Source organism: Ramlibacter sp. P4_H7 (genome assembly GCF_056400765.1).
On the sequence record NZ_JBFUKP010000011.1, the window covers coordinates 24,301 to 50,995 of the forward strand.

The following is a 26,695-nucleotide window of genomic DNA, read 5'->3' on the forward strand; positions in this document are numbered from 1 at the left end:
TCCAGTGGTTGTAGCGAAATCAGTTGTAGAACCAGTGCGCCGGCACCGTCACCAGCTGCGGGAAGAACACCATGAGGAACATCACGATGAACTGCGCCACCATGAACGGCCACACGCCCTTGGTCACCTCGTCCATGCTCACCTTGCCGACGCCGGCCACGGTGCTCAGCACGGTGCCCACCGGCGGGGTGATCAGGCCGATGGCGTTGTTGATCATGAACAGCACGCCGAAGTAGACCGGGTCGATGCCGGCGGCCTTGACGATGGGCATCAGCACCGGCGTCAGGATCAGGATCGTGGGCGTCATGTCCATCGCGGTGCCCACCACCATGGTCAGCACCATGATCGCCAGCATCAGCAGGGTGGGGCGGTCCAGCAGCGGCTGCAGCAGCGACACGACCTCGGCCGGCAGGTTGGCCACCGTGATCATCCAGGCCGAGACCATCGCCGCGGCCACCAGGAACATGATGACGGCGGTGGTCTTGGCGGCCGCCTCGAACAGGGCATAGAGCTGCGAGAGCTTCAGCTCCTTGTAGATCACCGTGGAGACGAACAGCGCGTAGACGGCGGCGACCACGGCGGCTTCGGTCGGCGTGAACACGCCGAACTTCAGGCCCACCACCACGATGAAGGGCAGTACCAGCGCGAAGGTCGCGTCCTTGAAGGCGGCCACCACCTCCGCGCGGCTGGCGCGCGGCGCGGCCTGGATCTTCTCCTTGCGCACCAGCCACCACCAGGTGATCCAGAGTGCGCCGCCCAGCATCAGGCCGGGGACGATGCCGGCCATGAACAGCTTGGAGATCGACACGTTGGCGGCGACGCCGAACACCACGAAGCCGATCGAGGGCGGGATGATGGGCGCGATGATGGAGGCGGCGGACAGCAGGCCGGCGGAGCGGGCCTTGTCGTAGCCGGCGCGGTTCATCATCGGCAGCAGCAGCGCGGCGAGCGCGGCCGCATCGGCCACCGCCGAGCCGGACAGCGCGGCCATGATGATCGCCGCCATGATGCCCACGTAGCCCAGGCCGCCGCGCACGTGGCCCACCAGGGTCATGGCGAACTGCACGATCCGGCGCGACAGGCCGCCGGCGTTCATGATCTCGCCGGCCAGCATGAAGAAGGGCACGGCCAGCAGCGGGAAGCTGTTGGCGCCCTCGATGGTGTTCTGCGCCAGGATCTGCGGATCGAAGGTGCCCATGTGCCACATCAGCGCGGCGCCGCAGGCGAGCAGGGAGAAGGCGATCGGCACGCCCAGGGCCATGGCGCCCAGCAGCGCCCCGAGGAAGATGGTGATGGTCATGGCCGCTTACTTGGTGGTGGCGGGGTGGGGATCGCCGTGCGGCATGTCATCGGATTCGGTGACGCCGATCAGCTCGGATTCGGTGAGCTGGCCGGACACCAGCTTCCAGAAGTCGCTCAGGATGAAGACCATGGCGAACACGGAGAAGAACACCCCGGCCGCGTAGAAGTAGCCCATCGAGGCCTCCATCACGGCGCTGGTGGTGCCCCAGTTGATGACGGTCTGCTGCCAGGAGCCCTGGAACATCAGCCAGCACAGGTACAGCATCAGCAGGTGGCTGGCGCCGAGGCAGAACTTCTTGCCGCCCACCGGCAGGCGCGAGATCAGGCTGTCGGTGCCCAGGTGGTGGTGCGTGCGCAGGGCCACCAGGGCGCCCAGGAAGGTCATCCACACGAACAGCCAGCGCGACAGTTCCTCGGACACGGTGATGCCGCTGTTGAAGGCGTAGCGCAGCACCACGTTGCCGAACACCATCACGACCATGGCCGCGAGAAAGATCACCATCACGAAGGACAGCACGCGGCACAAGCGGTCGAGCAGGGTCTGGATCATCGGTTTGTCTCCTGGACGGGGGACCACCGATTCGCCTTGCGGGCCGGTGGTGGGATTTGCCGACCCGGATTTTGTACGGACTGGTTAGTTTTATCTTGAGGGAAAACCCTGATCCAGATCAAAATCTTCCCGCCACGGCCGTGCTGCGCCGCGGCCCGTGCCCGGCCTTACTTCTTCATGAAGCGCACGATCATCTCGACCACGTTGTCGCGGCGGTGCGTGGTGTAGGCCTTGGACTTCATGTCGATCTTGAAGATCAGCCCGAAGGTATGGCGGTTCGACACGTTGAAGAAACTCAGGGCCGAGATCGAGGCGTGGATGTCCACCGGGTCCAGGCCGGTGCGGAACACGCCCGCCTTCACGCCACGTTCGTAGAGATGGCGGATCGCCGCGATCGCGGGGACGTTCAGTTCCTGGATGCGCTGCGACTGCGCCAGGTACTGGCCGCGGGCGATGTTCTCGTTCATCACGAGGCGGATGTAGTTCTCGTGGTCCAGGTGGTGGTCGAAGGTGAAGGCCACCAGCCGGCGCAGCGCCTGCTCGGGTTCCAGGTCCTGCAGGTGCAGTTCCGACTCGATGTCGCGCACGCGCTTGTACGCTTCCTCCAGCACGGCCAGGTACAGGCCTTCCTTGCTGCCGAAGTAGTAATAGATCATCCGCTTGCTGGTCTGCGTGAGGGCCGCGATCTCGTCGATGCGCGCGCCCGCCAGCCCCTTCTCGCCGAACTCGACGGAGGCCACTTCGAGGATGTTGGCCTTGGTGCGTTCGGGGTCGTTGGTGCGGCTCGTCTCCCGCGCCGGCGCCTTGCGCGCGCCTGCCGCCGCCTGCCGGCCGGAATGTACTAGTTCGTTCATTCTCGGCAGTATAGGGCGGCGGGGGCGGGATGGCTAGCGCGGACGGATCGTTCGTGAGCCGTGGGTCTCGTACGCTGGAGACCTCGTACGCTGGAGACCTCGTAGGCTGGCGGTGAGCCCGAAGGCGAACCCCAGCGCTTTGCGCAGGCGCCGCGCTTTCGCGCATCGCTGGGGTTCCTGCGTCACCCCAGCCTACGAATGCGTCACCTCCCTACTGCACCGCCGCGACCGGCCCGATCGTCCTGCGGAACAAGCTGAACAGCCGCTCCCAGTGCCGCTCCGCCGAGGGCTGGTGGTAGATGCCTTCGCGCCGCGGAAAGACGAAGCCGTGCTGCGCGCCCGGATACCACTCCACGCGGTGGGGCGTTTCGCCGGCGCGCAGCGCCGCCTCCAGCTGGTCGACGTCCTCCTTCGGCGCCCAGATGTCGGTTTCCGCGCAGGCCACGTAGGTCTCGCAGCGGATGCGCGGCGTCATCCGGTGCGGCGAGTCGTCCAGCTCGGTGACCATGCGCGCGCCATGGATCGAGGCGATGGCGCGGATGCGCTCCGGCAGGGCGGCCGCGGCGGCGAACACGAAGGGCCCGCTCATGCAGTAGCCGACCGCGCCCACGCGCCTGGCATCGGCCTCGGGCTGCGCCTCCACGAACTTGAGCATGGCCTGGGTGTCCCGCACCGTCATGCCGTTGCTGAGGCTGTTCATCAGCTCGAACATGGGTTTCATGCCCTCGGGCGTGCGCACCTTCAGCTCGAACTCGCGGGTGCGCCGGTAGTACAGGTTGGGCAGCACCACGTAGTAGCCCACGCTGGCCAGGCGCCGCGCCATGTCGTGCAGTTCTTCCCGCTTGCCGGGGGCGTCCATGTAGAACAGCACCACCGGATGCGGTCCGCCTTCCTCCGGATGCACGACGAAGCTGTTCATCGCGCCGTCGGAAGTGGGAATGTCGAGATGCTTTTCGATCATGGCGGCTCCTCTGCGAAACCAAGAATGCCATCGAATCCGCGGAGAGCGTCCGGGGGTAGTCCCGCCCCACCACTGCGCCTGGTAGGTGCCTGCCTACCTGCCTCCGCCCGGCGGGACGACATGTGTTTGGCCGCATCGGTCCAACATGGGAGGAGCCCATGAAAGGGGAACACCATGCACACGATCATCTGCACCTTCGACGACAAGGCCCGCGCCAAAGAGGCTGTCGACGCGCTGGTGCGCGCCGGCTTCGCGCGCAACGACCTGCACATCGAGCACAAGGACGCCGTCGCGGAACGCGTCGGCGCCAACGACCACTGGGACAGCATGGAGCGCGAGGTCGCCGTCGATCCCCACGTGGTGACGTCCTTCGGCCACTTCTTCGCCCGCCTGTTCGGCCGCGACCATCTCGGTGGGCACGGCGACCGCTATGCGCGTCACGTGGAGCACGGCAGCCATGTCGTGGTGGCGGACACGCGCGACGCCGCCGAGGCGGAACGCGCCCGCGCCGTGCTGAATTCCATGCAGGCTGGCGACCTCGACGTGGTGCACCGCCGCGAGCAGCGCCCGCTGCGTGACATCCTGGGCCGGCGCGAGGAAGGCAAGGCCGGCATGTTCGAGCGCAGCCGCGACGTGTACGCGGGAGCCTCGGCGACCGCATCGCCGATCGAGCGCGAGCGCGAACGGGCCGTGGCGTCCGGCACGCTGAACCCGACCACCGGCCCCGACCTGCGCGATCCCGACCCGGACCGCGCGCCGGGGCTGCGCTACGCGGACAACGACAAGCCGCTCTAGGCCAGCGCTCCAGCTTCGGCTAGCGGCCGGTGAAGCGTGCCGGCCGCCGCTCCTGGAAGTGCGCCACGCCTTCCCGGAAGTCCTCGCTCTGGATGCTGGTGAACATCTCCGCGTTCGCCAGCGCCACCGCTTCGCCCAGCGTCTGGTAGGGCGCTTCCCACACCTGCCGCTTCATCACGCGCACCGAGCGCGGCGACACCTCCGTTGCGAGCGTGCGCGCCAGCGCCAGCGCTTGCGGCAACAGCTGGTCGGCGGCGACCACGCGATTCACGAGTCCCATGCGAAGCGCTTCGGCCGCATCGACCTTGCGTGACGTCAGCAGCAGGTCAGTCGCATTCGCATGGCCGACGATGCGCGGCAGCATCCAGGCGATGCCGTGTTCGGCGATCAGCCCGCGCTTGGCGAAGGCGGTGGCGAACACCGCCTGCTCGGAGGCGATGCGAAAGTCGCTGTACAGCGCCATCACCAGGCCCAGGCCCGCGGCCGCGCCGTTGATGGCGCAGACGATCGGCTTGGGCGCCGCGGGGAAGTACGAATAGCGCGTCTGGTAGTCGGCGCGACGGTTCATGTCGTACGGACGCATCCACTCCGCCGCCTGGATGTCCTCGGGCGGCAGCACCTCCAGTTCGTCCATGTCCATGCCGGCGCAGAAGGCGCGGCCCGCGCCGGTCAGCACGATGGCGCGGATCTCCGGGTTGCGACCGGCCTGCTCGATGGCATCGCGCAGCTCGGCCTCCAGCACCTTGGTCAGCGCGTTCATGCGCTCTGGGCGGTTCAGGGTGATGACGGCGGTGGCGCCGTCCAGGGTGGTCTGGATCTGCTGGTAGGTCATGGCGTTTCGAAATGGCTGGGTGGCAGTTGCAGGGAGCGCGGCTCGAGGAATTCCTCGATGCCGAAGCGGCCGTTCTCGCGGCCGATGCCGGAGCGCCTGAAGCCGCCGAAGGGCGCTTGCGGATTGAAGGGTGCGCCGTTGATGTCCACCTGGCCGGCGCGCAGGCGCTGCGCGACGGGAAGGGCGGCGGCCGGCGTAGCGGCCCACACCGTGGCGGCCAGGCCGTAATCGGTGCCGTTGGCGATGGCCACGGCCTCGTCGACGCTGTCGTAGGCGATCAGCGCCAGCACCGGGCCAAACACTTCCTCGCGCGCGATCGCCATCTGCGGCGTCACCTGGTCCAGCACCGTGGGCGGGAAGAAGAAGCCGTGCGGCGGCAACGGGCCATCGGGCGTCACCCGCCGCGCCCCTTCGGCGATGGCGGCCTCCACCATCGCGCCCACCTTCTCGCGCTGCGCCGCCGAGACCAGCGGCCCGAGCCGCGTCGCGGGATCGGCCGGATCGCCCATGCGCCAGGCCGGCGCCAGTTCCGCCGCGAGGTGCGCGGCCTGCTGCGCCTGGTCGCGCGGCACCAGCAGGCGCGTGCTGGCGGAGCAGGTCTGGCCGGAATTCAGGAAGCAGCCGCTCAGCGTGGCCTTGACGGCGGTGGCGAGGTCCGCGCCCGGCAGCACCACGGCGGCCGACTTGCCCCCGAGCTCCAGCGCCACCCGCTTGATGTCCTGCCCCGCGACCGCCGCGATGCGCTGTCCCGCGCGGGTGGAGCCGGTGAAGGACACCATGTCCACCTCGGGGTGCTTGACCAGCGCCTCGCCCACCTCCGGCCCGTTGCCGTGCACGAGGTTGAACACGCCCAGCGGCAGGCCGGCCTGCGCCACGGCTTCGGCCAGCAGGAAGGCGCTGGAGGGCGCCAGCTCCGAGGGCTTGAGCACCACGGTGCAGCCCGCCAGCAGCGCCGGCGCCACCTTGCCGGTGATCTGGTGCAGCGGGTAGTTCCACGGCGTGATGCAGGCGACCACGCCGGTGGGCAGTTGCTGCACCAGCGAGTGGCCGATGCGGCTTTCCCATTCCAGCTCGTGCGCGAGTTCGGCGTAGTGGTCCCAGGCGGCGATCGGCGCGGCGGCCTGGAGGCGCGCGGACAGCTTGGCCGGCATGCCGACCTCGCGCGTGATCACCTGCGCGATCGCGTCGCTGCGCTCGCGCAAGGCGGCGCCCACGCGGCGGACGGCCGCGATGCGTTCGCACAGCGACGTGGCCGACCAGGCGGCGAAGGCGGCCCGCGCCGCGTTCACGGCCAGGTCGACGTCGTTGCGCGACGCGCTGCGGTAGCTGGCGAACACCTGCTCGCTGTAGCTGTCGGTGACGGGCAGGTCCTGGACGCCGGAGGCTTCGCGCCAGGTGCCGGCGATGAACAACTGGGTGTGTCGGTTCATGGGTTCTCCTTGCGTTGGCGGCGGGCCAGGAATTCCTGCATCACGCGGGTGGGCTCGCCGGTGGCGTAGCACTCCAGCTGGTAGCGGATGCCGGCGCTGCAGGCCTCCTCGAAGCCGGCCTGCGTGCGCTCGCGAAAGCGCTGCTTGGTGGCGCGCACCGCGGCGCGCGGCAATGCGGCGAGCTCGCGCGCGCGTTGCAGGGCGCGCGGCAGCACATCATGCGGTGCGACGAGGTCGTTGACCAGGCCCAGCGCATGCGCCCGCTCACCGGTGAGCAGCTCGCCGGTCAGCGACAGCTGCTGGTTGAGCGAATGTCCGACCTGCAGCGACATCAGGTACGAGCCGACGATGCTGGCAAGGCCTGCGCGCACCTCCGGCTGGCCGATCTTCACGCCGGCATGCGCCACCCGCAGGTCGCACATCAGGCCCATCTGGAAGCCCGCGCCCGCGGCGGTGCCGTTGAAGGCGGCCACGATCGGCTTGGTCACGTCGCGCACCGCCTGGTACATCGCGTGCTGGCGGTTCAGCCAACCGGCGAGGCGGTCGGTGGTGATCGCGGCCGACTCCTCCAGGTCCTGCCCCGCGCAGAAGGCGCGCTCGCCGCTGCCGGTCAGCACGATGGCGTCGGCGTGGTCGCCGGCATCGAGCTGCTTCAGCGCGCGGGTGAGGCCCTGGCGCACGGCGTCGTTCACCGCGTTCATCGCCGCGGGGCGGTTCAGGCGCACGATGGCGATGCGGCCATCGAGCTCGGTCGTGACGGCGTCCTGGTCAGCCATGGGACGGCTCCTTCTGTTCGATGACGGCATCCACCGCCCAGCCGCCCTGGCCGGCCGCGCCGGCGATCAGTGGGTTGAGATCGATGGAGGCGATGCGGTCGTCATGTGCCGCGGCATAGCGGCCCAGCGCCACGGCCGCGCGCGCGACCACCTGCAGGTCCACAGCCGGCTCGCCGCGCACGCCGGCGAGGATCGGCGCGATGCGCAGCTTCGCCAGCTGGTCCAGCACGTCCTGCTCGTTGAAGGGATGCAGCAGCACCACGAAGTCCTTCAGCGCTTCCACGTACTTGCCGCCGTCGCTCACCATCACCGCGGTGCCGAACAGCGGGTCCTGCTTCACGCCGAGGGCGAACTCGCGCTGGCCGCGCACGCGCTGCGCCACCAGTACGCCGTCCAGGGGCTGGCCGAGGGCGCGCACGCGGGCCACGCACTGCTCGTAGGCGTGCAGCACGTCGTCTTCGCTGCGCTGGTTGAGGAAGACCAGGCCGTGCTCGGACTTGTGCGGGATCGCTGCGGAGCAGGCTTTCACCACCACGTCCGGGCCGAGCTCGCGCCAGGCCTGCACGGCTTCGCGCGCGGAGTGGCACAGGCGGTGGGGCGCGACGGGGACGCCGGCTTGTTGCAGGAGGGCGAGGCTGGCGGCTTCGCTGAGGGTGGTGGTGTGCTGGGGTTCGGCGCTGCGCGCGCTCACCGCCAGCCTACGGGGGGGAAGCTGGGGTTCGGCGCTGCGCGCGCTCACCGCCAGCCTACGGGGGGCGGGCGTGGGCTCAGCGCCCACGGCCAGCGTACGGGGGGAACGATGGGAGGCGGCTTCGACCAACGCGGCGTGGCGGCTCACCTGGTGCAGGGCGGCGAGCGCGTCGGTCTCGTGGCCGAACACCGGCACGCCGGCGGCGCGGAAGGCGTCGCGCACGGACGCTTGCGGTGCGGACACCACCACCGGCTTGCCGGTGCGGCGCAGGAAGGCCGCGGTGTCGGCCGCCATGCCGGGCACGTCGTAGCCTTCACCCGCGACCGGCACGCCAATCAGGAACATGTCGCCCTGCGGGTCGGCGGCCAGCGCTTCCAGCGTGCGGCCGAACATGGTGCCGTCGGCCAGCAGCGAGGCGGTCAGGTCCACCGGGTTCTGCGCGGTGGCGAAGCCCGGCATGATCGCCGTGAGGGCCTGCACCGTGGCGCGGTCCAGTTCCGCCAGCGGCAGCCCCATGCGTTCCGCGGTGTCGGCGCAGACCACGCCCACCGCGCCGCTGTGGCTCATCACCACCAGCCGCTGCGCGGGCCGCACGCCGCAAGCGAGGTACAGCTCCACCGCGTTGACCAGCCCGTGCACGTCGTCGGCGCGCCAGATGCCGTGCGCGGCGAAGAAGGCGTCCACCAGCGCGTCGTCGTTGACCATCGCGCCGGTGTGCGACGCCGCCGCCTTGGCGCCATGCGCGCTGCGGCCGGACTTCAGCGCCACCACCGCGGCGCCGCGGGCCTGCGCAATGCGCGCGGCCTCGGCCAGCACGTCCGGGTCGGTCAGCGATTCGATGTAGAGCAGCAGCACGCGGATGTCGGGATCGGCCGCCGCCGTGAGCGCCAGTTCGTTGACCGACGCATCGGCATCGTTGCCCGAGGCCACCACGTAGCGCACGCCGATGCCGCGCTCTCGCAGCAGGGCGTAGGGCATCACGCTGGCGGCGCCGCTCTGGCTGATGACGGCCACCGGGCCATCTTGCGGCGGCACTTCCATGAACATGGTGCTGAAGTTCAGGACCGCGCCGGTCTGGAAGTTGGCGATGCCCTGCGCATTGGGCCCGACCAGGCGGATGCCCAGCGCGCGCGCCTCGGCCACCATGGCGGCCTCGCGCTTCTTGCCTTCGGGGCCGGTCTCGCCGAAGCCGGAGCTCATGAGCACGGCGCTGTGCACGCCGCGCGCCGCGCACTGGCGCAGCACGCCCTGCACGTGGTCGCCGCCGACCGCGACGACGGCGACGTCGGGCGCTTCCGGCAGGTCGGCCAGCGAGGCATAGGCCTTGTAGCCCTGGATGGTGTCGCGCTTGGGGTTGATCGGGTACACCGCACCCTGGTAGCCGAAGCTGCGCAGGTAGTGCAGCGGCCGGCCGCCCACGCGGTTGCGGTCTTCGGTGGCGCCGACCACCGCAATGCTGCGCGGCCGGAACATCGCGGCCAGCCGCGGATCGATGACGGTCATGGCGGGCCTCAATCGAGCGTGGCGCCGGACGCCTTCACCACCGGCCCCCACTTGGCCATGTCGTGCTTGATCAGCGCGGCGAATTCGGTGGGCGAGGTCGGCTTGGCCTCCGCGCCGTCGGCCTGCATCTTCTTCTTCATCTCCTCGGTGGACATCACCGCCACCATCTCGCGGTTCAGGCGCTCGATGACGGGGGCGGGCGTGCCGGCCGGCGCGAGCACGCCGAACCAGATGGTCACGTCGTAATCCTTCAGGCCCGATTCCTGCGCGGTGGGCACGTCCGGCAGCAGCGGCGATCGCTTGGGCCCGGTGACGGCCAGCGCGCGCACCTTGCCGGCGGCGATGTTGCCGGTCTGCTGCGCGACGGTGTCGAACATCATCGTCAGGCGGCCACCCAGCAGGTCCACCAGCGCCGGGGCGCTGCCCTTGTACGGAACGTGCGTGATCTGCACCGCGGCGTTGCTGCGCAGCAGCTCGCCCGAAAGGTGGTTGGAACTGCCGTTGCCCGCCGAGCCGTAGGAGATGGTGTTGGGCTTGGCCTTGGCCAGCTTGATCAACTCGCCCAGGTTCTTCGCCGGCACCTCGGGGTTGACCACCAGCACGTTCATGGTGGTGGCCATCAGGCTCACCGGTGCGAAGTCCTTGACCGGGTCGTAGCGCAGCTTGCTGTACAGGCTGGGGTTGATCGCCATCGTGCCGGTGGTGCCGAAGAACAGCGTCTGCCCGTCCGGCGCCGCCTTGGCCACGGCCTCGGCCGCGATGCTGCCGCCGGCGCCGCCCTTGTTGTCCACCACCACCTGCTGGCCCAGGCGCTCGCCCAGCTTGAGCGCCAGCACGCGCGCCATCGCGTCGGTCGGCCCGCCGGCGGGGAAGGGCACCACCAGGGTGACCGGACCCTTGGGGTACGCGGGCCCCTGGGCCTGGGCGAGGGGGACGAGGGTGAAGGCGGCCGTGACGGCCACCAGCAGCGGGGCGATGCGCATGTCTTGTCTCCTGTGGGAATGGCGGCAGCTTAGGCCGCGCATGCCTTGCCGGAAAGCGCAGTTGGATCAATCCAGCCTTGCATTAAAGTGAAGGCATGAACTTGAAGCAGCTGCAGTCCTTCGTGCACGTGGCCGAGCAGGGATCGCTGGCGCGCGCCGGCGCCGCCACCGACCTGGCCGAGTCGCTCATCAGCCGCCACGTCGCCGCGCTGGAAGGCGAGTGGGGCGACCGCCTGTTCGAGCGCACCGGCCGCGGCATGGCGCTGTCGGAGTTCGGCCGGCGCATGCTGCCCGAGGTGCGCGCCGCGCTCGACCAGGTGGGACGGCTGGAGACCATCGCGCGCGACTCCGCGGGCGTGCCCACCGGCACCGTGCACGTGGGCGTTCTGCCCTCGCTGGCGCCGCAGCTGCTGCCGCTGCTGTTCGCCGACCTGCGCACCGGCGCGCCAGGCGTCACGCTGCACGCGGCCGAGGGCTTCAGCGGCAACCTGGACGAGCAGCTGGCCAGCGGCCGGCTGGACATCGCGGTGATCAACCGCTACGGCCCCGCGTCCGCGCGGCACGAGGAGGTGCTGGGCACGGCCGAGACCTGGCTGATCGGCAAGGCCGGCAGCCCCCTGTTGCAGGAGGGCAGCGTGCCCTTCAAGGCGCTGGCCAGCGTTCCGCTGGTGCTGCCTTCCACACCCAATGGCCTGCGCGTCACGCTGGACCAGCTGTCGCGCCGCCACGGCATCCAGCTGGACATCGTGATGGAGGTGGACAGCTCGGGCAGCATGAAGGACGTGGCGCTGAGCGGCCATGCGTACACGCTGCTGCCCCTGATGGCGGTGAAGGAAGAGCTGGCCCGCCGCACGCTGGGCGCCGCGCGGGTGGTCAAGCCCGGCATCCGCCGCACGATCGCGCTGGCGCTGACCACGCAGCGGCCGCTGTCGCGCGCCGCGCGGCACGTGGCTTCGCGCATCCGCGAGCTGGCGCCGGGACTGGTCGGTTAGGAGCCTGTGCTCGTAGGCTGGCGGTGAGCCGCGAAGCGCGAACCCCAGCAGACCTCGCGCATCCAGGCGCTGGCGCCTAGACTGGGGATAGGGCTCTGCGCGGCAGGGTAGTCCGCTGCCTACGGCCGGCCTGCCACCCGGACGATTGGACCCGGGCCGGCACGGCCATCCAATGGACGGAGTGCTGAACCACAGGAGGTGCCTCATGCATACCGCGATCTGTACTTTCGACGACCCCGCCCAGGCCGAGCAGGCCGTCAACCGCCTGCTGCAGTCGGGCTTCGACCGCCACTCCGTGCACATGGAGCACCGCCATCCCGACGGCAGCCCCATGGACGACAACCACGAGCACCACGACCGGGACGTGAAGGGCAAGTTCTCGTTCTTCGAGCGCCTGTTCGGCGCCGGCAAGCACGTGCCGCACGTGGACGCCTACACGAGCGCCGTGGAGCGCGGCCTGTACGTGGTGATCGTGGAAGGCCGCGACGAAGCCGAAGCGGAACGCGCGCAGGACGTGCTGCACGGCATGGAGGCCAGCGACCTCAACCTGCTGCACCGCGCCGGCGAACCGCCATTGCGGGACATCGTCGCGGAGCGGCAGGCGACGGCCGACAGCGAAGGCGGCCTGGGCCTGGCGCGCGACAACGTGGCGTCCGGCGACACCCTGCGCCGCGAGGGCGATGCTCCCGAAAGGCGCGAGCCGGAGCGCGCCATGGCCTCGCAGGGCTGGGGCGAGCAGCGCACGCTGGAAGTGGTGCCCCCCGGCGAGCAGCGCCCGATCGCCTCGCCAGAGCTGCCGCTGACGGACAGCGACAAGCCGCGCTGAAGCCCGTCCGCCTGCGCACCGAGCCCGCCGCGTGCGGGCTTTTTGCTGGCCGGCCCATGGGGTGCGCATTCCGTAGGCTGGTGGTGACGCAGGAACCCCAGCGACGCCCCAAGCGCTGGGGTTCGCCTTCGGGCTCACCGCCAGCCTACGTGTCCCCTCCCCGTAGGCTGGTGGTGACGCAGGAACCCCAGCGTTCGACCCGGACGCCGAGGCGGGCGGGGAGGGTGCCCAGCGAATTCAGCACAATGTCGTCTCCCGGAACCCGCGGCCCACCGCCGCGAGGGGTCCATGCCCGCTCCGGAACCCCGACACCAAGAGAAGCCAAGATGCCCCTCCATTTCGCAGACCGCCTGAACAACGTCGAAACCTCCGCCATCCGCGAGCTGTTCAAGCTCCTGGGCAAGCCCGGGATCATCAGCTTTGCGGGGGGCTTTCCGGACAGCGCAATGTTCGACGTGGAGGGCCTGCGCGAGGCCTCGCAGCGCGCGCTGCAGGAGGAGCCGGGCGGCGCGCTGCAGTATGGCGCCACCGAGGGCTACGAGCCGCTGCGCACGCAGTTGGCCGCCTTCGAGCGCGCCAAGGGCGTGACCGACCTGGAGCCGCACCAGCTGATCGTCACCACCGGCAGCCAGCAGGCGCTGGACCTGCTGGGCAAGACCATGATCGACCCGGGCGACAAGGTGATCGTCGAGGGCCCGACCTTCCTGGCCACCATCCAGTGCTTCCGCCTCTATGGCGCCGACGTGCAGAGCGCGCCCATCGACGCGCACGGCGTGCAGGTGGACGTGCTGGAAAAGATGATCGTGGAGCACAAGCCCAAGTTCGTGTACCTGATCCCCACCTTCGGCAACCCGAGCGGCGCGCTGCTGTCGCTGGAGCGGCGCAGGAAGGTGCTGGAGCTGGCCGTGAAGCACCAGGTGCTGGTGGTGGAGGACGACCCCTACGGCGACCTGTACTTCGGCGAGCCGCCGCCCCCCAGCATCCTGGCCCTGAGCAAGGACGTGCCCGGCAGCCGCGAATGGATCGCCCACTGCGGCAGCATGAGCAAGGTGCTGAGCCCCGGCCTGCGCGTGGGCTGGCTGGTCGCGCAACCCGAGCTGCTGGCCAAGGCGACGATGTGCAAGCAGTTCAGCGACGCGCACACCAGCACCTTCGCGCAGGCGACCGCGGCGCAATACCTGAAAAGCGGCCGCATGCCGGCAACGCTGAAGAACGTGCGCCAGAAGTACGGTGAGCGCGCGCGGACGATGGCCGATGCGTTGAAGCGCGAGCTGGGCGATGCGATCGAGTTCACCGAGCCACAGGGCGGGCTGTTCTTCTGGGCGCGGCTGACGGGGGCCGGCGGGAAGGTGAAGGACGCGGGCGAGTTCGCGAAGAGGGCGATCGAGCAGGGGGTGGCGTTCGTGCCGGGGGCGCCGTTTTTTGCGAGGGATCCGGATTTGAGTACGTTGCGGCTTTCGTTTGCTACCGCGGATGTGAGCAAGATTGAAGCAGGCGCCGGAAGGCTGAGGAAAGCTCTTTGACACCAATTTTATGCACCGAGCATGCGCAGCACTGAAGGTATGCCAATGGAACTGATATCAATTTCGAAAGATGAAGCGGAAGACCTTCTGAAACTTTCGGAGAATCACTTTCGCGACTTCAAGGCAAAGGCAATTGCGCCCGCCAAGTTGACCCAATCCGTGTCCGCATTTGCTAACTCCGCAGGCGGAGAGATCTACATCGGCGTCGCGGAGCGCCCGGAGCGATCAGAGCGGATCAGAGAGTGGGACGGGTTCGACGATCAGGAAGCTGCGAACGCCATAATTCAGACCCTTGAAGCGATGTCGCCACTCGGAAATCATTACAGAGCTGAGTTTCTGAAGTGCGATGATTTTGCCGGGCTTCTGCTGAGATTGACAGTGCAGAAAACACGGGAAATCCTAACTGCAAGCAACGGGGTTGCTTACGTTAGGAAGTCTGCGCAGAAAATCCCCCTGCAAGACGACGAAGCGCTCCAGAAGCTGCGAATGGACAAGGGGATTACATCGTTTGAAGATGAAACTCTCCCGCTTCCGATCAGCGAAATCTCTAACTCGGTCACGGTCATTGAATTCATGCTGAGTGAGATTCCTTCGATGGATCCAGAGAAGTGGCTCCGATCACAGTTGCTTGTCACCGACGAGAAGCCCACAGTCGCCGGAACATTGCTTTATGCCGATCAGCCGCAAGCAGCATTGCCGAAGCGGTCAGCGGTGAAGATCCTTCAGTACAGGACGCGAGAGGAAGGTGTTGACAGGGACACGCTGGCGTTCACTCCTATTACAGTTGAGGGCCCGCTCTACGATCTAATTAAGGAGGCCGTCGCAGAGACAAAACGAATCGTGGAGTCGGTCAAAAAACTTGGGGAGAACGGCCTGGAGGCAATCTCTTATCCGGATGTGACTTTGCACGAGGTGATAACGAACGCAGTGCTTCACCGCGATTACAGCATTCCAGTCGATGCCCAGATCAGAATCTATGATGACCGCGTGGAAGTTGAGAGTCCTGGCAAGCTGCCGGGGCATGTGACAGTGGATAATATTCTTGACTCTCAGTTTGCGAGGAATCCCAAGATCGTTAGATTGATCAATAAATTTCCGGATCCTCCGAATCAGGATGTGGGCGAGGGGTTAAACACTGCTTTCGACGCCATGCGGAAGATTCGTCTGAAGGAGCCGCAGATCAAGGAGCTGGAAAACTCTGTGTTGGTGGAAATTTGGCACGAGCGCCTTTCGTCTCCTGCCCAGATTGTGATGGATTATCTGGAGACACATTCGACGATAACTAACTCGCTGGGACGCGAGATCACGGGTATACGTCGAGACGTGCAAATGAAGGACGTGTTCGTGGCTTTACGAAAGTCTGGCCAACTCGAACAAGTTCCGGAAACAAGGGGCCGGGCGTCCACCTGGCGCAAAGTATCAAAGTAGAGGCACGGCTTCGCGTAGGGACGCACCACCGCCGGCTCCACTTGCCATATTGCGAACATCTCTGTCGATTTTCCAGGAATAAGCCGTGGCTGAAACGCGAGCTCGCCGACGCGATCGAGTTCACCGGTCGGGGAAGGTCGTCAAGCGGGCTAGCGAGCAGGGGTGTGCCGATCGTGCCGGGGCTCCGATTCTTGGGAGGGAGCCGGATGCTGCAATCTTAAGGCCTAGTTTTCGCGCCAGCGAGTAGAACTCGTTGAATAAATGACGTCGTTTCACCTATCACAGACAGCAGTTTTGTCACCTCAGCCTGGTGTGGTGTCGCAGGTTGGCGGTCCGCTAGCGTCTAAGCGGGACTTCGGCATTCAACGTTATGATCACGGCAGGAGGGGATATGAAAGAAGTCGCGCTTCGTGTCGGCACCAGCCTTCTCGCTGCTGTAATCGGGTATGTGGTGCTTACTTTGCTTGCCGAAGGGCTTAGTAACCTATGGAAGCTGGCAATTGCGATTGCACTCGGGGTCCTTGCATTTGCTGCCTCCGTTTGGGCAGCAACTAAGTCAGACACGCCTTTAGGCCGAGAAGCGGAAACTTCTGTCGCTAGCAATCTGAGGGGTAAGAACGCACGAATTCAAGGCGTTACTGCGAACGCCGAAGACGCGCAGAAACTCGAAGTGGCTTCCAACATCCAGGCGTCAGAAGACATTGAGATCAAGGACGTGAATGCGACTTCGTTTAAGAAGAAGCAATGACGCGACCGCAGAAACCGTGGCTGGATTGGCGTGCGGAAAAAGTGCTGCTAGCAGATTCAATTCGCCGTCAAGGAGGCGTGGTGAGGATTCAGGCTTCTGACTCAGGGCCCCTGCTAGAGTTTGCGAGCGTGCTTCGCAGTCATTTGGATCATGGTGAGTGGCAGCGTCCTTGGGTCACGATTCAATTTGACCCGGAGAACTCCAACACGCGCTATTTCGACGAGATGGTTCGTCAGATGGAAAGATCATTGTCCATTCCTGGTGAGCTGGCTCAGCCAACGTCTTTAGGTGCCGGCTCCAAGCTCGCGTCGGACCTGCAAGCGTCGGCCATATCAATCACAAACTCATTCAATTTCGGACATTCCGAGTACGAACAGAACCTCCTGCAGGAGCGTCGGGCCGATAGGATCGCGGAGATAGTCGGCCAGCGTTCACACGAGCAAGCTGTCTGCATCATGTTTCTTCAGTCAGAAGGCTTCCGACGGCAAGACTTGGAGAAATTCAGAGCCTTGCTTTGGTCCGACAGGCTTGAGCGTCTCGCGCGCGACGGTGTCCTGATTGTTGATCTCACCCGCCGCCCCGGGGGGCATGGAACGTGGCCTCCGGACGTGGATCTTCATTTGCACCTTCCAGATCAGTACGATTCGCACTCCCGTCAGAATGCCATCGAGGATCTTGCCGAACTCCTCTACAAGGGAGGTCGAGAAAAAACCGAAGCGGAGGCGCTGGCCTATAGTCGCGCGATGTTGGATAGCCACAATACTCCCTCCACTCTGTATGCCCAGCTCGCTGCAATTCTTGCGACTCGGAGGTCCCCGCTGTGATTGATGCGGCGCCTCCCCGGCTGCGAGCCTTCTTGGAAGCCGCCCCGCGAGGAAGCCTGCGTGTGCTCAAAGCTTTCGCGGCTGCTGAATCGATGAGTGATTGGCTGGCTCGTGATCTGCTGGATCTGGTCTGTCTGGGTCAGAAACAGCTTGATCAACTTGTGCCCTCCGTGCATGTCGCAGGATTTGTCGTCGAAAGAAATAGCGAGTGGCACATAGCAGAGCCGGAGAGGCGCTACTTAGTTTCTGAGTTAGTTAAGGACGAGAATCTATTCACAACGTGTCATGCTAGATTGGCCGAACTCGCCATGCAGCAGGTTCCGCTGGAAGGAAGTGAGCTTCCAGCGTACCTTACGCAACCGGTCGGACGGGCATATCACGTGACCGCAATTGCCCCGAGCCAAGGATTGCCTCTGTACCAAGAAGCGTATTCTGGCCGACTGGGGGATAGATGGTTGGCAGCACGGCTTGCCTTAGAGCAGCAGGAGCATCGCCTGATCCCGCGCAACGCCATTGAGCCTGCCTTTCTTCGAGGAATGGTGCTGTACCGTGAGGGACGGATTGAGAAAGCTATGCGGGTTCTGCAGCCCGTGGCGTATGCGGAAGAAGTCCGGCGCGAAGTCGCAGTCGCAGCGCACCTTTACGCTCGAAGTTTGAGACGTAGTGATCCGGTGGAGGCTGAACGACTTTTGAGGCGCAGCCTCGCACTGCAAGAGGCACTTGATGACCCGCTTGGAGAGGCCCATGTTCTCCATTCGCTGGCACAGCTATTAGGTCCCGCTCGCCATTCCGAGGCCATCGAATTATTGAAGAAGAGCCTGAGCCTCGGTGAATCGCTCCAAGACAAACACCACCAGGCGGAAGTGTTACACACGATGGGCGCGATTTCGTCGGAGCAGAACACCGGTCAAGGCATCGAGCTGCTGCGAAGCAGCCTAGCATTGCTTGAAGACGCCAATGACCGACACGGGCAAGCGCAGGTTCTTCACACTCTCGGCCAAAACCTTTGGGACACAAACGCGAGAGAAGCGGAGCAACTTCTACAGAGAAGCATTGGTATCTTAACTGCACTTAATGATAAGTTTGGTCGAGCGCAAGTGCTTCACACTTTAGGTCAAAAATTGGCCTCTACAGATCGAGAAACCGCTGAGGTTGCGCTAAGACAGAGTCTCGAAATTGGCGAACAGATTGGAAATCTTCGGCACCAAGCTATGGTGCTCATGACGTTGGGTGCGTTTATTTGGCCGGGAAATCAGGCGGAGGGACGTCGCCTGCTGCTTAGAAGTCTCGAGCTCGAGCGCGTTGGACGTAATCACGTAGGGGAGAGGTTGGTCTTGCGCGAACTCGCGCGCCGTGGCATTGAACCTGACGCTTTTGCCTCTTAGGTTAAGGCGCGGCTAATGGGTTGTTAGACACGCACAAGCAGCGGGTTGCGGCGCGAGACATGCTAGTGAGCATCCGCCTCGCGACGCCTGATGGTGAATGTTCGCTAACCGTCGACGCGTGGTTGCTCACGGATGCCAAGTCGAAACCACCCCCGGCGTCTCCCCCGTCACACTCCCCGCCAGTTCATACGACAGCGCGTTCGCCGCCGCGATCACCGTCTTCGCGTGCGCCTCCAGCTTCTTTTGCGACAGCCTGGACGTCGGGCCCGAGATGCACATCGATCCCAAGAGCCGCCAGCTCAGGCCGAACACCGGCGCCGCCACGCTCGACACCTCCGGCTCGCGCTCGCCCATGCTGATGTCGTAGCCGCGCTGGCGGATCTGCTCGTAGACCTTTCCCTTCTCGCCCATGAAGGCCAGGATCACCTTGCCGGGCGCGCCCTTGTCCAGCGGCAGCCGCTCGCCGATGCGCACGTGGTGGCGCACCGCCTGCGGGCCTTCCACGCGCGAGATGCAGGCGCGGATGTCGCCCTCGCGCGCGTAGAACGACGCGCTCTCGCCGGTGGCGATGCTCAGTTGCCGCAGCGCCGGCTCCACCGCGTTGTTGACGTCGAAGCCTGCCTGGTAGCGCGCGCCCAGCCAGCCCGTGGCCGGGCCCAGGCGCCACGCGCCGTCGTCGCGCTGCACCATGTAGCCCGAGAGCGCCAGCGTGCGCGCGAGGCGCAGCACGGTGGTCTTGTGCATGCCGGTGCGCCGGCTCAGCTCGGCCAGCGGCAGGCTCGCCTCGCCGACGGCAAAGGCTTCCATCAGCGAGAGGGCGCGCGTCACTGCGGTCACACCGCCGCTTGACGCGGCTTCTTCTTCGGCGGGTGGGGCAGGGGGCTTTCTGGCGGTGTTGCGCATCGCGAAGCGGGTTGCACTGTACGAAACGGCATTGTACGCAGTGCAACGCCTGCCTAAAGTGCGGTCCACGGTCGGCAGGGTCCCTCGCCGCCATCCCCCTTCAGGAGACACCATGCACTTCACTCGCCGCGCCGCGCTGGGCCTTGCCCTGGTCAGCGCGTTCGCCTCCACCGCCGTGCTGGCCCAGGCCTGGCCGGCCAAGCCCATCAAGCTGATCGTGCCCTTCCCGGCCGGTGGCGGCACCGACATCATCGGCCGCGAGCTGGCGCAGAAGGTCGCCGGCAACGCGGGCTGGACCATCGTGGTCGACAACAAGCCGGGCTCGGGCGGCAACCTCGGGGTCGATGCCGCGGCCAAGTCGCCGGCCGACGGCTACACGCTGGTGCTGGGGCAGACCAGCAACCTGGCGATCAACCCGACGCTGTACTCCAAGCTTCCCTACGACCCGGTCAAGGACCTGTCGCCGATCGGCCTGGTGGCCAGCGCGCCGCTGGTGATCGTGGTCTCCGCCGACTCGCCGTACAAGACGCTGGCCGACGTGGTGGCCGCCGCCAAGGCCAAGCCGCAGGCGCTGAACTACGCCACCTCCGGCAACGGCACGGTGGCGCACCTGGCGACCGAGCTGTTCCAGCGCACGGCCCACGTGCAGCTGACGCACGTGCCGTACAAGGGCGCATCGCAAGGCGTCACCGACCTGATCGGCGGCCAGGTGCAGCTGTACGTGTCCTCGGTGCCCACGCTCATCGGCCACATCAAGAACGGCAAGATGCGCGCGCTGGCGGTCACCTCCGCCAAGCGCACCGACGACCTGCCGCAGGTGCCCACCGTCGCCGAGTCCGGCTACAAGAGCTTCGAGGCGGTGACCTGGTTCGGCGTGCTCGGCCCGGCCAACCTGCCCAAGGACGTGGTGACCCGCTTCAACGCCGAAATGAACAAGGCGCTGCAGTCGCCCGACCTGCTGAAGAAGCTCAGTGGCCAGGGCGCGGACGTGGCCAGCAGCACGCCGGAGCAGTTCGGCAAGCTGATTCGCGACGACATCGGCCGCTGGGGCAAGATCGTCAAGGAATCGGGCGCGAAGGCGGATTGAACATGACCACCTCCACCCACTCCGACATCGTGCGCGACTTCGAGCGCGTCTCCGCCGACATCGTGCGCAAGGCCGCGCAATTCCAGCCGGCGATCATTGCCGACGTGGCCGGCCGCCGTGGCGCGCTGCACGGCCGCATCACCGCGCTGCGTCCGCGCATGAAGCTCGCCGGCCCCGCGCTGACCGTGGACGTGCGTCCCGGCGACAACCTGATGATCCACGCCGCGATGGCGCTCGCCAAACCGGGCGACGTGCTGGTCATCGACGGCAAGGGCGACCAGACCGCCGCGCTCATGGGCACCATCATGATGAACGCCTGCCGCCAGCTGGGCATCGCCGGTGTCGTCATCGACGGCGCCGTGCGCGACAGCCTGGAGATCGACGAGATGGACTTCCCGGTCTTCTCGGTGGGCACCAATCCCAACGGCCCGACCAAGCAGGTCAGCGGCCGCATCGGCCACCCGGTGACGGTGGGCGGCGTGACGGTGCACTCCGGCGACTTCGTGATCGGCGACGCCGACGGCGTGGTGGTGGTGGAGCGCGAGAAGATCGAGTCGCTGCTGCCATTGGCCGCGAAGAAGGTGGCCGACGAAGAGTCGCGCATCGCGCAGATCAAGCAGGGCAATACCAGCGCCTCGTGGCTGGACGCCGCGCTGCGCACGGCCGGCGTGCTCAAGCAAGGCGAGGCGCTGTGAGCAAGCCGGTCCTGATCGTCACCGGGGCCGACCTGGCGCCGCAAGCGCTGGAGCTGCTGCAGGACTTCGAGGTCGTGTACGCCGGCAAGACGCCCGAGGTGGCGGACCTGGTGGCGCTGGCACGCCGGCACGACCCGGTCGCGATGATCGTTCGCTACGGCAAGGTGCCGGCCGAGGTGATGGACGCCGCGCCTTCGCTGAAGGTGATTTCGAAGCATGGGAGCGGGACGGACACCATCGACAAGTCTGCGGCTGCGGCGCGCGGTATCGAGGTGGTGGCGGCAGTGGGGGCGAATGCGGCGGCGGTGGCGGAGCAGGCCATGGCCTTGCTGCTGGCGTGTGCGAAGTCGGTGGTGAAGCTCAACGAGCGCATGCACCACGGGCATTGGGACAAGGCGACGCACAAGAGCGTGGAGCTGGCCGGCCGCACCGTGGGGGTGATCGGGCTCGGCGCGATCGGCCGCCGTTTCGCCCGCATGGCGAATGCGATGGACATGCGCGTCATCGGCTACGACCCATTCGCGCAGAACCTGCCGGAGTACGTGGAGCGGGTGGAACTGGCGGAGCTGTTCGCGCAGGCGGATGCCATCTCGCTGCACTGCTCGCTGACGGAAGAGAACCGCAACCTGCTGAACGCGAAGACGCTGGCGCAGTGCAAGCGCGGCGTGATCGTGGTCAACACCGGCCGCGGTGGGCTGATCGACGAAGCGGCCTTGCTGGACGCGCTGGCCAGCGGGCATGTGGCGATGGCGGGGCTGGATGCCTTCGCGCAGGAGCCGACGCCGCAGGACCATCCCTTCTTCGGGCACCCCCAGCTGGTGCTCAGCCCGCACATCGGCGGCGTGACGAGCGATGCCTACGTGAACATGGGCGTGGCGGCGGCGCGCAATGTGCTGGCGGTGTTGGGGAAGGTGGCGGCGTGAGTTGACGCCGCTGGTTTGGCGCTTCGCGCGGTCACCCGGCGCGGACGGCGCTGCTGGGGTTCGGCGCTTTGCGCGCTCACCGCCAGCCTACGGGGAGCCGCGCGGTATTCGTAGGCTGGCCCGGCCACCGGCCGGGGAAGGTGAGCTGCGCGAACCCCAGCTCCCCGAACCGACGCCGCTGCTGGGGTTCGGCGCTTCGCGCGCTCACCGCCAGCCTACGGGGGTGCCCGCCGCGCACCCCAGGCCAGTGGAGTGCCCGCCGCGCAACCAGGCCAGTGGAGTGCCGCCGCTCCCCCACGCCCCCCAACTCCTGGCCGAAGCCGTACCATGCGCCCACGAGGGGGGCAGCCTGTGCGCATGGGAACGATGGTCGGCGTGGCAATCTCGCTGGGGGTGCTCGGCGGCGTTGTGCTGTATGGCTATTGGACGGATTTCGAGTATCCCTTGCTCCGGTCGCGCATCTCCGCGGAGGCCCCGAGCACCCAGTCGGACGGCAAGCCGCTGTTCCGCTGCGAAGGCAAGAACCGGTGCAATCAGATGACGTCGTGCGAGGAAGCCATGTTCTACCTGCAGCACTGCCCGCGTTCGTCCCTGGACGATGACAAGGACGGCATCCCCTGCGAAGTGCAGTGGTGCCAGAAGTGAACATGGAAACCAACCCGCATTCCGTCGCCCTCTACTGGGATTTCGAGAACCTGCACGCCGGCCTGGTCGAAGAGGTCGACCCCGGAGCGTACGCGCGGCCGGACAACCGCTTCAAGGTGCAGGAGCCGCTGGTGAACATCCCCGCGGTGATCGCCGTGGCGGCGGCGCTGGGGCCGATCGCCATCAACCGTGCCTACTGCAACTGGCAGTTCTTCGGGCGCTACCGCGACGCGCTGATGCAGAACGCGATGGACCTGGTGCAGCTGTTCCCGCCCGGCAATGCCGCCAAGAACGGCGCCGACATCCGCCTGTGCCTGGACGCGATGGAAGACCTGGCGCGCTTTCCGCACATAACGACGGTGGTGGTGGTCGGCGGCGACAGCGACTTCACCGCACTTGCGCAAAAGGCGAAAGCCGCCGGCCGCCGCATCGTCGGCATCGGCACCCGCAACGCCACCAGCCGCCACTGGGCGAGCGCGTGCGACGCGTTCCACTACTACGAGACGTTGGGGCAGGCGGGGGCTTGACTCTCATCGCGCGGAGCCCCGTAGGCTGGGTTGAGTCCCGTAGGCTGGGGTGAGTCCCGTAGGCTGGGGTGAGTCCCGTAGGCTGGTGGTGAGCCGCGCGAACCCCAGCTTTCAGTTCCGGCAAGGCTTTGCCAACCGGATCTCCACCCGACGCATCCCCCGCTCCTGTGGCGCTACCCAGCCCAGCTATGCTTGCCGCTTCGCATGCCGGGCATCGTCGGCGGAGGGACACGATTGCGCTTCACCGGAAAGCTTCACGACTGGAACGAGGAGCGGGGATTCGGCTTCATCCGGCCCCTGGAAGGCGGCGCGGACCTTTTCGTGCATGCGTCGGCGCTGCCGTCGCCCCGCCCCCAGCCGGAGGAGGTGCTGACCTTCGAGGTCGCACTGAATCGCGAAGGTAAGAAGAAAGCAGTGGAAGTGCGCCGGCAGGCGACCGAAGCGTCCGGCCTGGCAGCGGATCGGCAGCGCAGCGTGCGGCCGGCGGCACGACCCTATGAGCCGAACGGACCTACAGGCGGCGTGCGGGGGACCGGCATCATCGGTACCATCGCCGGACTCGCCATCCTGTGCGCGGTGTCCTGGTACGGGTATCGAGAAAAGTTCTCCTTTTCCGCGCCGGCTCCGCAGGAAGTCGAAGCGGCACAGGGCCGGGGCGCGCAGAAGGTGCTCGACACCGGACGATTCCGCTGCGACGGCCGCACGATGTGTTCCCAGATGAGCTCCTGCGAAGAGGCGACGTATTTCCTGAAGAACTGTCCCGGCGTGAAGATGGACGGCAACAACGACGGTATTCCTTGCGAACGGCAGTGGTGCCGCTGACCCAATTGCTCCTCGACCTCTCCCTTTCCTATCTGGCGTCCCTGCAGGGACTGTCCGCCTACGGGTTCGTGTTCCTCCTCCTGGTGCTGTGCGGGATCGGCGCGCCCATCGCGCAGGACCTGCTGGTGCTGGCGGCGGCCGCCATGGGCTTGCAGACCCTGCCGCTGGTCGTGGTCGCGTGGCTGGGCATCGTGGCCGGTGACGCGGTGACCTTCTACTGGGGCCACCATTACGGCGCCAAGTGGATCCGCGATCCGCGGGCGGCGCGCTTCATGCCGCCGGAGCGGCTGCACAAGCTGGAAGAGGTCGCGGGACGCTTCGCCGTGCCGCTTTGCTTCCTCACGCGCTTCCTGCCCGGGCTGCGCAGCACGCTGTTCTTCGTGGGCGGAACCCTGCGCATGTCCTACCGGTCGTTCTTCGTGGGCAACGGCGTCGCCGCGCTGCTGCATGTCGCGGTGCTGACCTATGGCGTGCACGCGCTGGGCTGGCGCTGGCAGCAGGTGCAGGCGCCGCTGGACAACGCCGACAACCTGCTCACCGCGGGCCTGGTGCTGTTGCTCGTGATGCTCTGGCTGCGCGCGCGGCGCCGCGTCTAGTCCCGCGCGGGGTCAGCGGCTCGCCAGCAGCCGCGCCAGGGCGGCATGGAAAGCCGGCGGGTCCTCGTACGGCAGCCAGTGGCCGGCACCGGGGACCAGCAGGAATTCACGCACCCGGCCTTCAGAGAGTTTCGTACCGAGTGCCGGCAGCACGTCCCGGTACAGGGCGTCCTGCTCGCCGTAGATCGCATCGACGCGGCACTGGAGCGTGGGCAGCGTGCGCGCCAGGATGTCCGTCATGGCCAGCTTGCGGCGCTGCATGCGGTCGCGCGGCACGTTGGCGGCCTGCAGCGCGACCGCGAGCTCGTCGACCTCGCCGTGCAGCATCAGTGCCGCCAGGTTGTTGCGGTGCGCGGCCCATCGTCCCTCGACCGTGGGCTGGTCGCGCCACGAGGTGAGCGGCAGGCGCCGATCGCGCAGTCCCAACCCGGGCGCACCGACGAGCACGAGCCGACGCACGCGCTCGGGATGCGATGCCGCCATGAGCGCACCGCACAGGCCGCCGAAGGAGAAGCCCACCACGTCCACCGGCTGCTCACCGACCAGCGCGGGCAGGGCCTGCGCCAGCGCCGGCGCCACCGCGTCGGCGTCCTGCCCTTGCGGCGGCCGGGCCGAATCGCCGAAGCCGGGCAGGTCCGGCACCACCACGCGCCGGCCCGTGGCGGCGAGCGTCTCGACGTTGCGGATCCAGTGCGTCCAGCTTCCGCTGCCGCCGTGCAGCAGCACCAGCGGCTCGCCGCTGTCCATCCCCCAGGCATGCCACACGATCTCGCCGTCGCCGCAGGGCGTGGCGTGGCGCCTTGCGAGTGCGAGCACGCGCAGGGCTTCGGGGGGCAGGTCGGTTTGCAGGGGAGGGAAGGGGCCGGATGCGAACATCTCGAGATTGTCTCTCTGGATGCGGGTCATGGTCCCGTCCCCGGGGGATTGCGGGCGTGGCGTGACACCGATATCTTGCTCGGTGCCGTCCGGGGCCGTCGCCCCCGCAGGAGAACCACCATGGCCCAGAAGAAAGCCGCCGCCCCGCAAGGCGCCACTCCCTCGACGGCGTCGCGCATGCATCGCTTCTGCAACGTCACCTATCCCAAGGGCTACATGCAGCCCGCGCCGGCCGCGGACGATCGCACGCGCCTGTTGCGCGAGACCAGGTACAAGTGGCTCAACGGATCACAGTTGCGCTACTGGTTCTTCGACAAGCCGAAGAAGTGGGCCGGCACCGAGGCCGACCGCAAGGTGGTGCGGCAGGCCTTCCAGATGTGGAAGGCGCTGGGCATCGGCCTGGACTTCGCCGAGGTGGCCAACGCCAAGGAGGCCGACGTGCGCATCGCCTTCCTGGACGGCGACGGCTCGTGGTCGTACATCGGCACCGACGTGCTGACCAAGCGGGACGATCCGCGCACCATGAACTTCGGCTGGAGCCTCACGGAAGACGCCGCCGAAGGCCTGGACACGGCGCTGCACGAGATCGGCCACACCCTCGGCTTCCCGCACGAGCACCAGAACCCCTTCGCCGGCATCGTGTGGGACGAGGCGGCGGTCTACAAGTCGCTGGCCGCGCCGCCGAACCGCTGGAGCAAGGCGACCACCAAGTCCAACATCCTCGACAAGCTGCTGGCCGACAAGGTGCAGGGCTCGTCCTGGGACCCGAACTCGGTGATGCACTATCCCTTCGATGCGGGCCTGATCAAGCAGCCGCAGAAGTACGCCAAGGGCCTGTTCCCCAAGGGCGGGCTGTCCGCGCGCGACCGCAAGTGGGCCAAGTCCTTCTACCCCGAGCTGAAGCCGGACGCCGTGAAGACGCTCACGCCGTTCAAGGCGAATTCGCTCTACCTGGCCTCGGGCCAGCAGGCCGACTTCCGCTTCAAGGCCATCGAAACGCGCGACTACGAGTTCCGCACCTTCGGCGAGGCCGACGCGCTGATGGCGCTGTACCAGCAGGCCAATCCCAAGGGCAAGCCGCTGGCGCTGGAAGACGACGGCGGCACGGAGGACAACGCGCACCTGAAGGTGCACCTGGACGCCGGCAAGGAATACCTGCTGCGGCTGCGCCTGCGCTATGCGAAGAAGCCGGGGCAGGCGGCGGTGATGGTCTGGTGA

At 67.0% G+C, this 26,695-nt stretch carries 27 protein-coding genes; 16 read left to right on the forward strand and 11 right to left on the reverse strand.

Going from position 1 to position 26,695, the window contains the following annotated elements; translation table 11 throughout:
• Nucleotides 1-19: 19 nt before the first annotated feature.
• The 4 genes from AC1DSA_RS15865 to AC1DSA_RS15880 form a co-directional block, all read right to left on the reverse strand.
• Complete coding sequence (locus AC1DSA_RS15865) at nucleotides 20-1,300, reverse strand: TRAP transporter large permease subunit (RefSeq protein WP_477890850.1); 1,281 nt, start codon at nucleotides 1,298-1,300, stop codon at nucleotides 20-22.
• 6 nt (nucleotides 1,301-1,306) lie between these two features.
• Nucleotides 1,307-1,852, reverse strand: coding sequence for a TRAP transporter small permease (locus AC1DSA_RS15870; protein WP_477890852.1), 546 nt, complete (start codon nucleotides 1,850-1,852; stop codon nucleotides 1,307-1,309).
• Nucleotides 1,853-2,019: 167 nt separating this feature from the next.
• Entirely contained in the window at nucleotides 2,020-2,706 is a 687-nt protein-coding gene (locus AC1DSA_RS15875; RefSeq protein ID WP_477890854.1) for a TetR/AcrR family transcriptional regulator, read from the reverse strand.
• Between the two features lie 211 nt (nucleotides 2,707-2,917).
• Complete coding sequence (locus AC1DSA_RS15880) at nucleotides 2,918-3,667, reverse strand: dienelactone hydrolase family protein (RefSeq protein WP_477890856.1); 750 nt, start codon at nucleotides 3,665-3,667, stop codon at nucleotides 2,918-2,920.
• 174 nt (nucleotides 3,668-3,841) lie between these two features.
• Here AC1DSA_RS15880 and AC1DSA_RS15885 point away from each other — a divergent pair, with 174 nt between their 5' ends.
• On the forward strand, nucleotides 3,842-4,462 hold the full coding sequence (locus AC1DSA_RS15885; protein ID WP_477890858.1) for a hypothetical protein: 621 nt from the start codon (nucleotides 3,842-3,844) through the stop codon (nucleotides 4,460-4,462).
• A 19-nt stretch (nucleotides 4,463-4,481) separates the two neighbouring features.
• Here the strand turns inward: AC1DSA_RS15885 and AC1DSA_RS15890 are convergent, their stop codons facing one another.
• From AC1DSA_RS15890 to AC1DSA_RS15910, 5 genes are read right to left on the reverse strand one after another with little or no spacing between them, the layout of a single operon-like run.
• Entirely contained in the window at nucleotides 4,482-5,294 is an 813-nt protein-coding gene (locus AC1DSA_RS15890; RefSeq protein WP_477890860.1) for an enoyl-CoA hydratase, read from the reverse strand.
• A complete protein-coding gene (locus tag AC1DSA_RS15895) occupies nucleotides 5,291-6,724 on the reverse strand; it encodes an aldehyde dehydrogenase family protein (protein ID WP_477890862.1) in 1,434 nt (477 codons plus the stop codon). The genes AC1DSA_RS15890 and AC1DSA_RS15895 overlap by 4 nt, the downstream gene beginning before the upstream one ends.
• Complete coding sequence (locus AC1DSA_RS15900; RefSeq protein WP_477890864.1) at nucleotides 6,721-7,500, reverse strand: enoyl-CoA hydratase/isomerase family protein; 780 nt, start codon at nucleotides 7,498-7,500, stop codon at nucleotides 6,721-6,723. Before AC1DSA_RS15900 ends, AC1DSA_RS15895 begins: the two co-directional genes overlap by 4 nt.
• A complete protein-coding gene (locus AC1DSA_RS15905; protein WP_477890866.1) occupies nucleotides 7,493-9,694 on the reverse strand; it encodes an acetate--CoA ligase family protein in 2,202 nt (733 codons plus the stop codon). The genes AC1DSA_RS15900 and AC1DSA_RS15905 overlap by 8 nt, the downstream gene beginning before the upstream one ends.
• 8 nt (nucleotides 9,695-9,702) lie before the next feature.
• Entirely contained in the window at nucleotides 9,703-10,677 is a 975-nt protein-coding gene (locus AC1DSA_RS15910) for a Bug family tripartite tricarboxylate transporter substrate binding protein (protein WP_477890868.1), read from the reverse strand.
• Nucleotides 10,678-10,772: 95 nt separating this feature from the next.
• Between AC1DSA_RS15910 and AC1DSA_RS15915 the strand changes: the two genes are divergently transcribed.
• From AC1DSA_RS15915 to AC1DSA_RS15945, 7 genes are all read left to right on the forward strand, one after another.
• Nucleotides 10,773-11,669 carry a LysR family transcriptional regulator gene (locus AC1DSA_RS15915; protein WP_477890870.1) on the forward strand — a complete coding sequence of 299 codons (897 nt, stop codon included), beginning with the start codon at nucleotides 10,773-10,775 and terminating at the stop codon, nucleotides 11,667-11,669.
• A 205-nt stretch (nucleotides 11,670-11,874) separates the two neighbouring features.
• Nucleotides 11,875-12,495 carry a hypothetical protein gene (locus AC1DSA_RS15920; RefSeq protein ID WP_477890872.1) on the forward strand — a complete coding sequence of 207 codons (621 nt, stop codon included), beginning with the start codon at nucleotides 11,875-11,877 and terminating at the stop codon, nucleotides 12,493-12,495.
• Between the two features lie 326 nt (nucleotides 12,496-12,821).
• On the forward strand, nucleotides 12,822-14,018 hold the full coding sequence (locus AC1DSA_RS15925) for an aminotransferase-like domain-containing protein (RefSeq protein ID WP_477890873.1): 1,197 nt from the start codon (nucleotides 12,822-12,824) through the stop codon (nucleotides 14,016-14,018).
• Between the two features lie 21 nt (nucleotides 14,019-14,039).
• The gene (locus tag AC1DSA_RS15930; protein WP_477890874.1) at nucleotides 14,040-15,446 is read left to right on the forward strand and encodes an ATP-binding protein; all 1,407 of its coding nucleotides are present in this window, start codon (nucleotides 14,040-14,042) and stop codon (nucleotides 15,444-15,446) included.
• Nucleotides 15,447-15,837: 391 nt separating this feature from the next.
• Nucleotides 15,838-16,194 (forward strand): hypothetical protein, encoded by a 357-nt coding sequence (locus AC1DSA_RS15935; protein WP_477890875.1) that lies wholly within the window; start codon nucleotides 15,838-15,840, stop codon nucleotides 16,192-16,194.
• Complete coding sequence (locus tag AC1DSA_RS15940; RefSeq protein ID WP_477890877.1) at nucleotides 16,191-17,018, forward strand: hypothetical protein; 828 nt, start codon at nucleotides 16,191-16,193, stop codon at nucleotides 17,016-17,018. The genes AC1DSA_RS15935 and AC1DSA_RS15940 overlap by 4 nt, the downstream gene beginning before the upstream one ends.
• A gap of 62 nt (nucleotides 17,019-17,080) precedes the next feature.
• On the forward strand, nucleotides 17,081-18,403 hold the full coding sequence (locus AC1DSA_RS15945) for a tetratricopeptide repeat protein (RefSeq protein WP_477890879.1): 1,323 nt from the start codon (nucleotides 17,081-17,083) through the stop codon (nucleotides 18,401-18,403).
• A gap of 126 nt (nucleotides 18,404-18,529) precedes the next feature.
• Here AC1DSA_RS15945 and AC1DSA_RS15950 read toward each other — a convergent pair whose 3' ends face one another.
• Nucleotides 18,530-19,306, reverse strand: coding sequence for an IclR family transcriptional regulator (locus tag AC1DSA_RS15950; protein ID WP_477890881.1), 777 nt, complete (start codon nucleotides 19,304-19,306; stop codon nucleotides 18,530-18,532).
• Between the two features lie 112 nt (nucleotides 19,307-19,418).
• Here AC1DSA_RS15950 and AC1DSA_RS15955 point away from each other — a divergent pair, with 112 nt between their 5' ends.
• From AC1DSA_RS15955 to AC1DSA_RS15985, 7 genes are all read left to right on the forward strand, one after another.
• On the forward strand, nucleotides 19,419-20,393 hold the full coding sequence (locus AC1DSA_RS15955; protein ID WP_477890883.1) for a Bug family tripartite tricarboxylate transporter substrate binding protein: 975 nt from the start codon (nucleotides 19,419-19,421) through the stop codon (nucleotides 20,391-20,393).
• A gap of 2 nt (nucleotides 20,394-20,395) precedes the next feature.
• Nucleotides 20,396-21,088 carry an RraA family protein gene (locus AC1DSA_RS15960; protein ID WP_477890885.1) on the forward strand — a complete coding sequence of 231 codons (693 nt, stop codon included), beginning with the start codon at nucleotides 20,396-20,398 and terminating at the stop codon, nucleotides 21,086-21,088.
• On the forward strand, nucleotides 21,085-22,011 hold the full coding sequence (locus tag AC1DSA_RS15965; RefSeq protein ID WP_477890887.1) for a hydroxyacid dehydrogenase: 927 nt from the start codon (nucleotides 21,085-21,087) through the stop codon (nucleotides 22,009-22,011). The genes AC1DSA_RS15960 and AC1DSA_RS15965 overlap by 4 nt, the downstream gene beginning before the upstream one ends.
• Nucleotides 22,012-22,368: 357 nt before the next feature.
• Nucleotides 22,369-22,656, forward strand: a complete 288-nt coding sequence (locus AC1DSA_RS15970; protein ID WP_477890889.1) for an excalibur calcium-binding domain-containing protein — start codon at nucleotides 22,369-22,371, stop codon at nucleotides 22,654-22,656.
• A gap of 2 nt (nucleotides 22,657-22,658) precedes the next feature.
• Complete coding sequence (locus AC1DSA_RS15975) at nucleotides 22,659-23,183, forward strand: NYN domain-containing protein (RefSeq protein ID WP_477890890.1); 525 nt, start codon at nucleotides 22,659-22,661, stop codon at nucleotides 23,181-23,183.
• A 204-nt stretch (nucleotides 23,184-23,387) separates the two neighbouring features.
• Nucleotides 23,388-24,005 carry an excalibur calcium-binding domain-containing protein gene (locus tag AC1DSA_RS15980; RefSeq protein ID WP_477890892.1) on the forward strand — a complete coding sequence of 206 codons (618 nt, stop codon included), beginning with the start codon at nucleotides 23,388-23,390 and terminating at the stop codon, nucleotides 24,003-24,005.
• Complete coding sequence (locus AC1DSA_RS15985; RefSeq protein ID WP_477890894.1) at nucleotides 23,996-24,601, forward strand: DedA family protein; 606 nt, start codon at nucleotides 23,996-23,998, stop codon at nucleotides 24,599-24,601. The genes AC1DSA_RS15980 and AC1DSA_RS15985 overlap by 10 nt, the downstream gene beginning before the upstream one ends.
• A gap of 12 nt (nucleotides 24,602-24,613) precedes the next feature.
• Here AC1DSA_RS15985 and AC1DSA_RS15990 read toward each other — a convergent pair whose 3' ends face one another.
• The gene (locus AC1DSA_RS15990) at nucleotides 24,614-25,477 is read right to left on the reverse strand and encodes an alpha/beta fold hydrolase (RefSeq protein WP_477890896.1); all 864 of its coding nucleotides are present in this window, start codon (nucleotides 25,475-25,477) and stop codon (nucleotides 24,614-24,616) included.
• A 120-nt stretch (nucleotides 25,478-25,597) separates the two neighbouring features.
• Between AC1DSA_RS15990 and AC1DSA_RS15995 the strand changes: the two genes are divergently transcribed.
• Nucleotides 25,598-26,695 carry a matrixin family metalloprotease gene (locus AC1DSA_RS15995; protein WP_477890898.1) on the forward strand — a complete coding sequence of 366 codons (1,098 nt, stop codon included), beginning with the start codon at nucleotides 25,598-25,600 and terminating at the stop codon, nucleotides 26,693-26,695.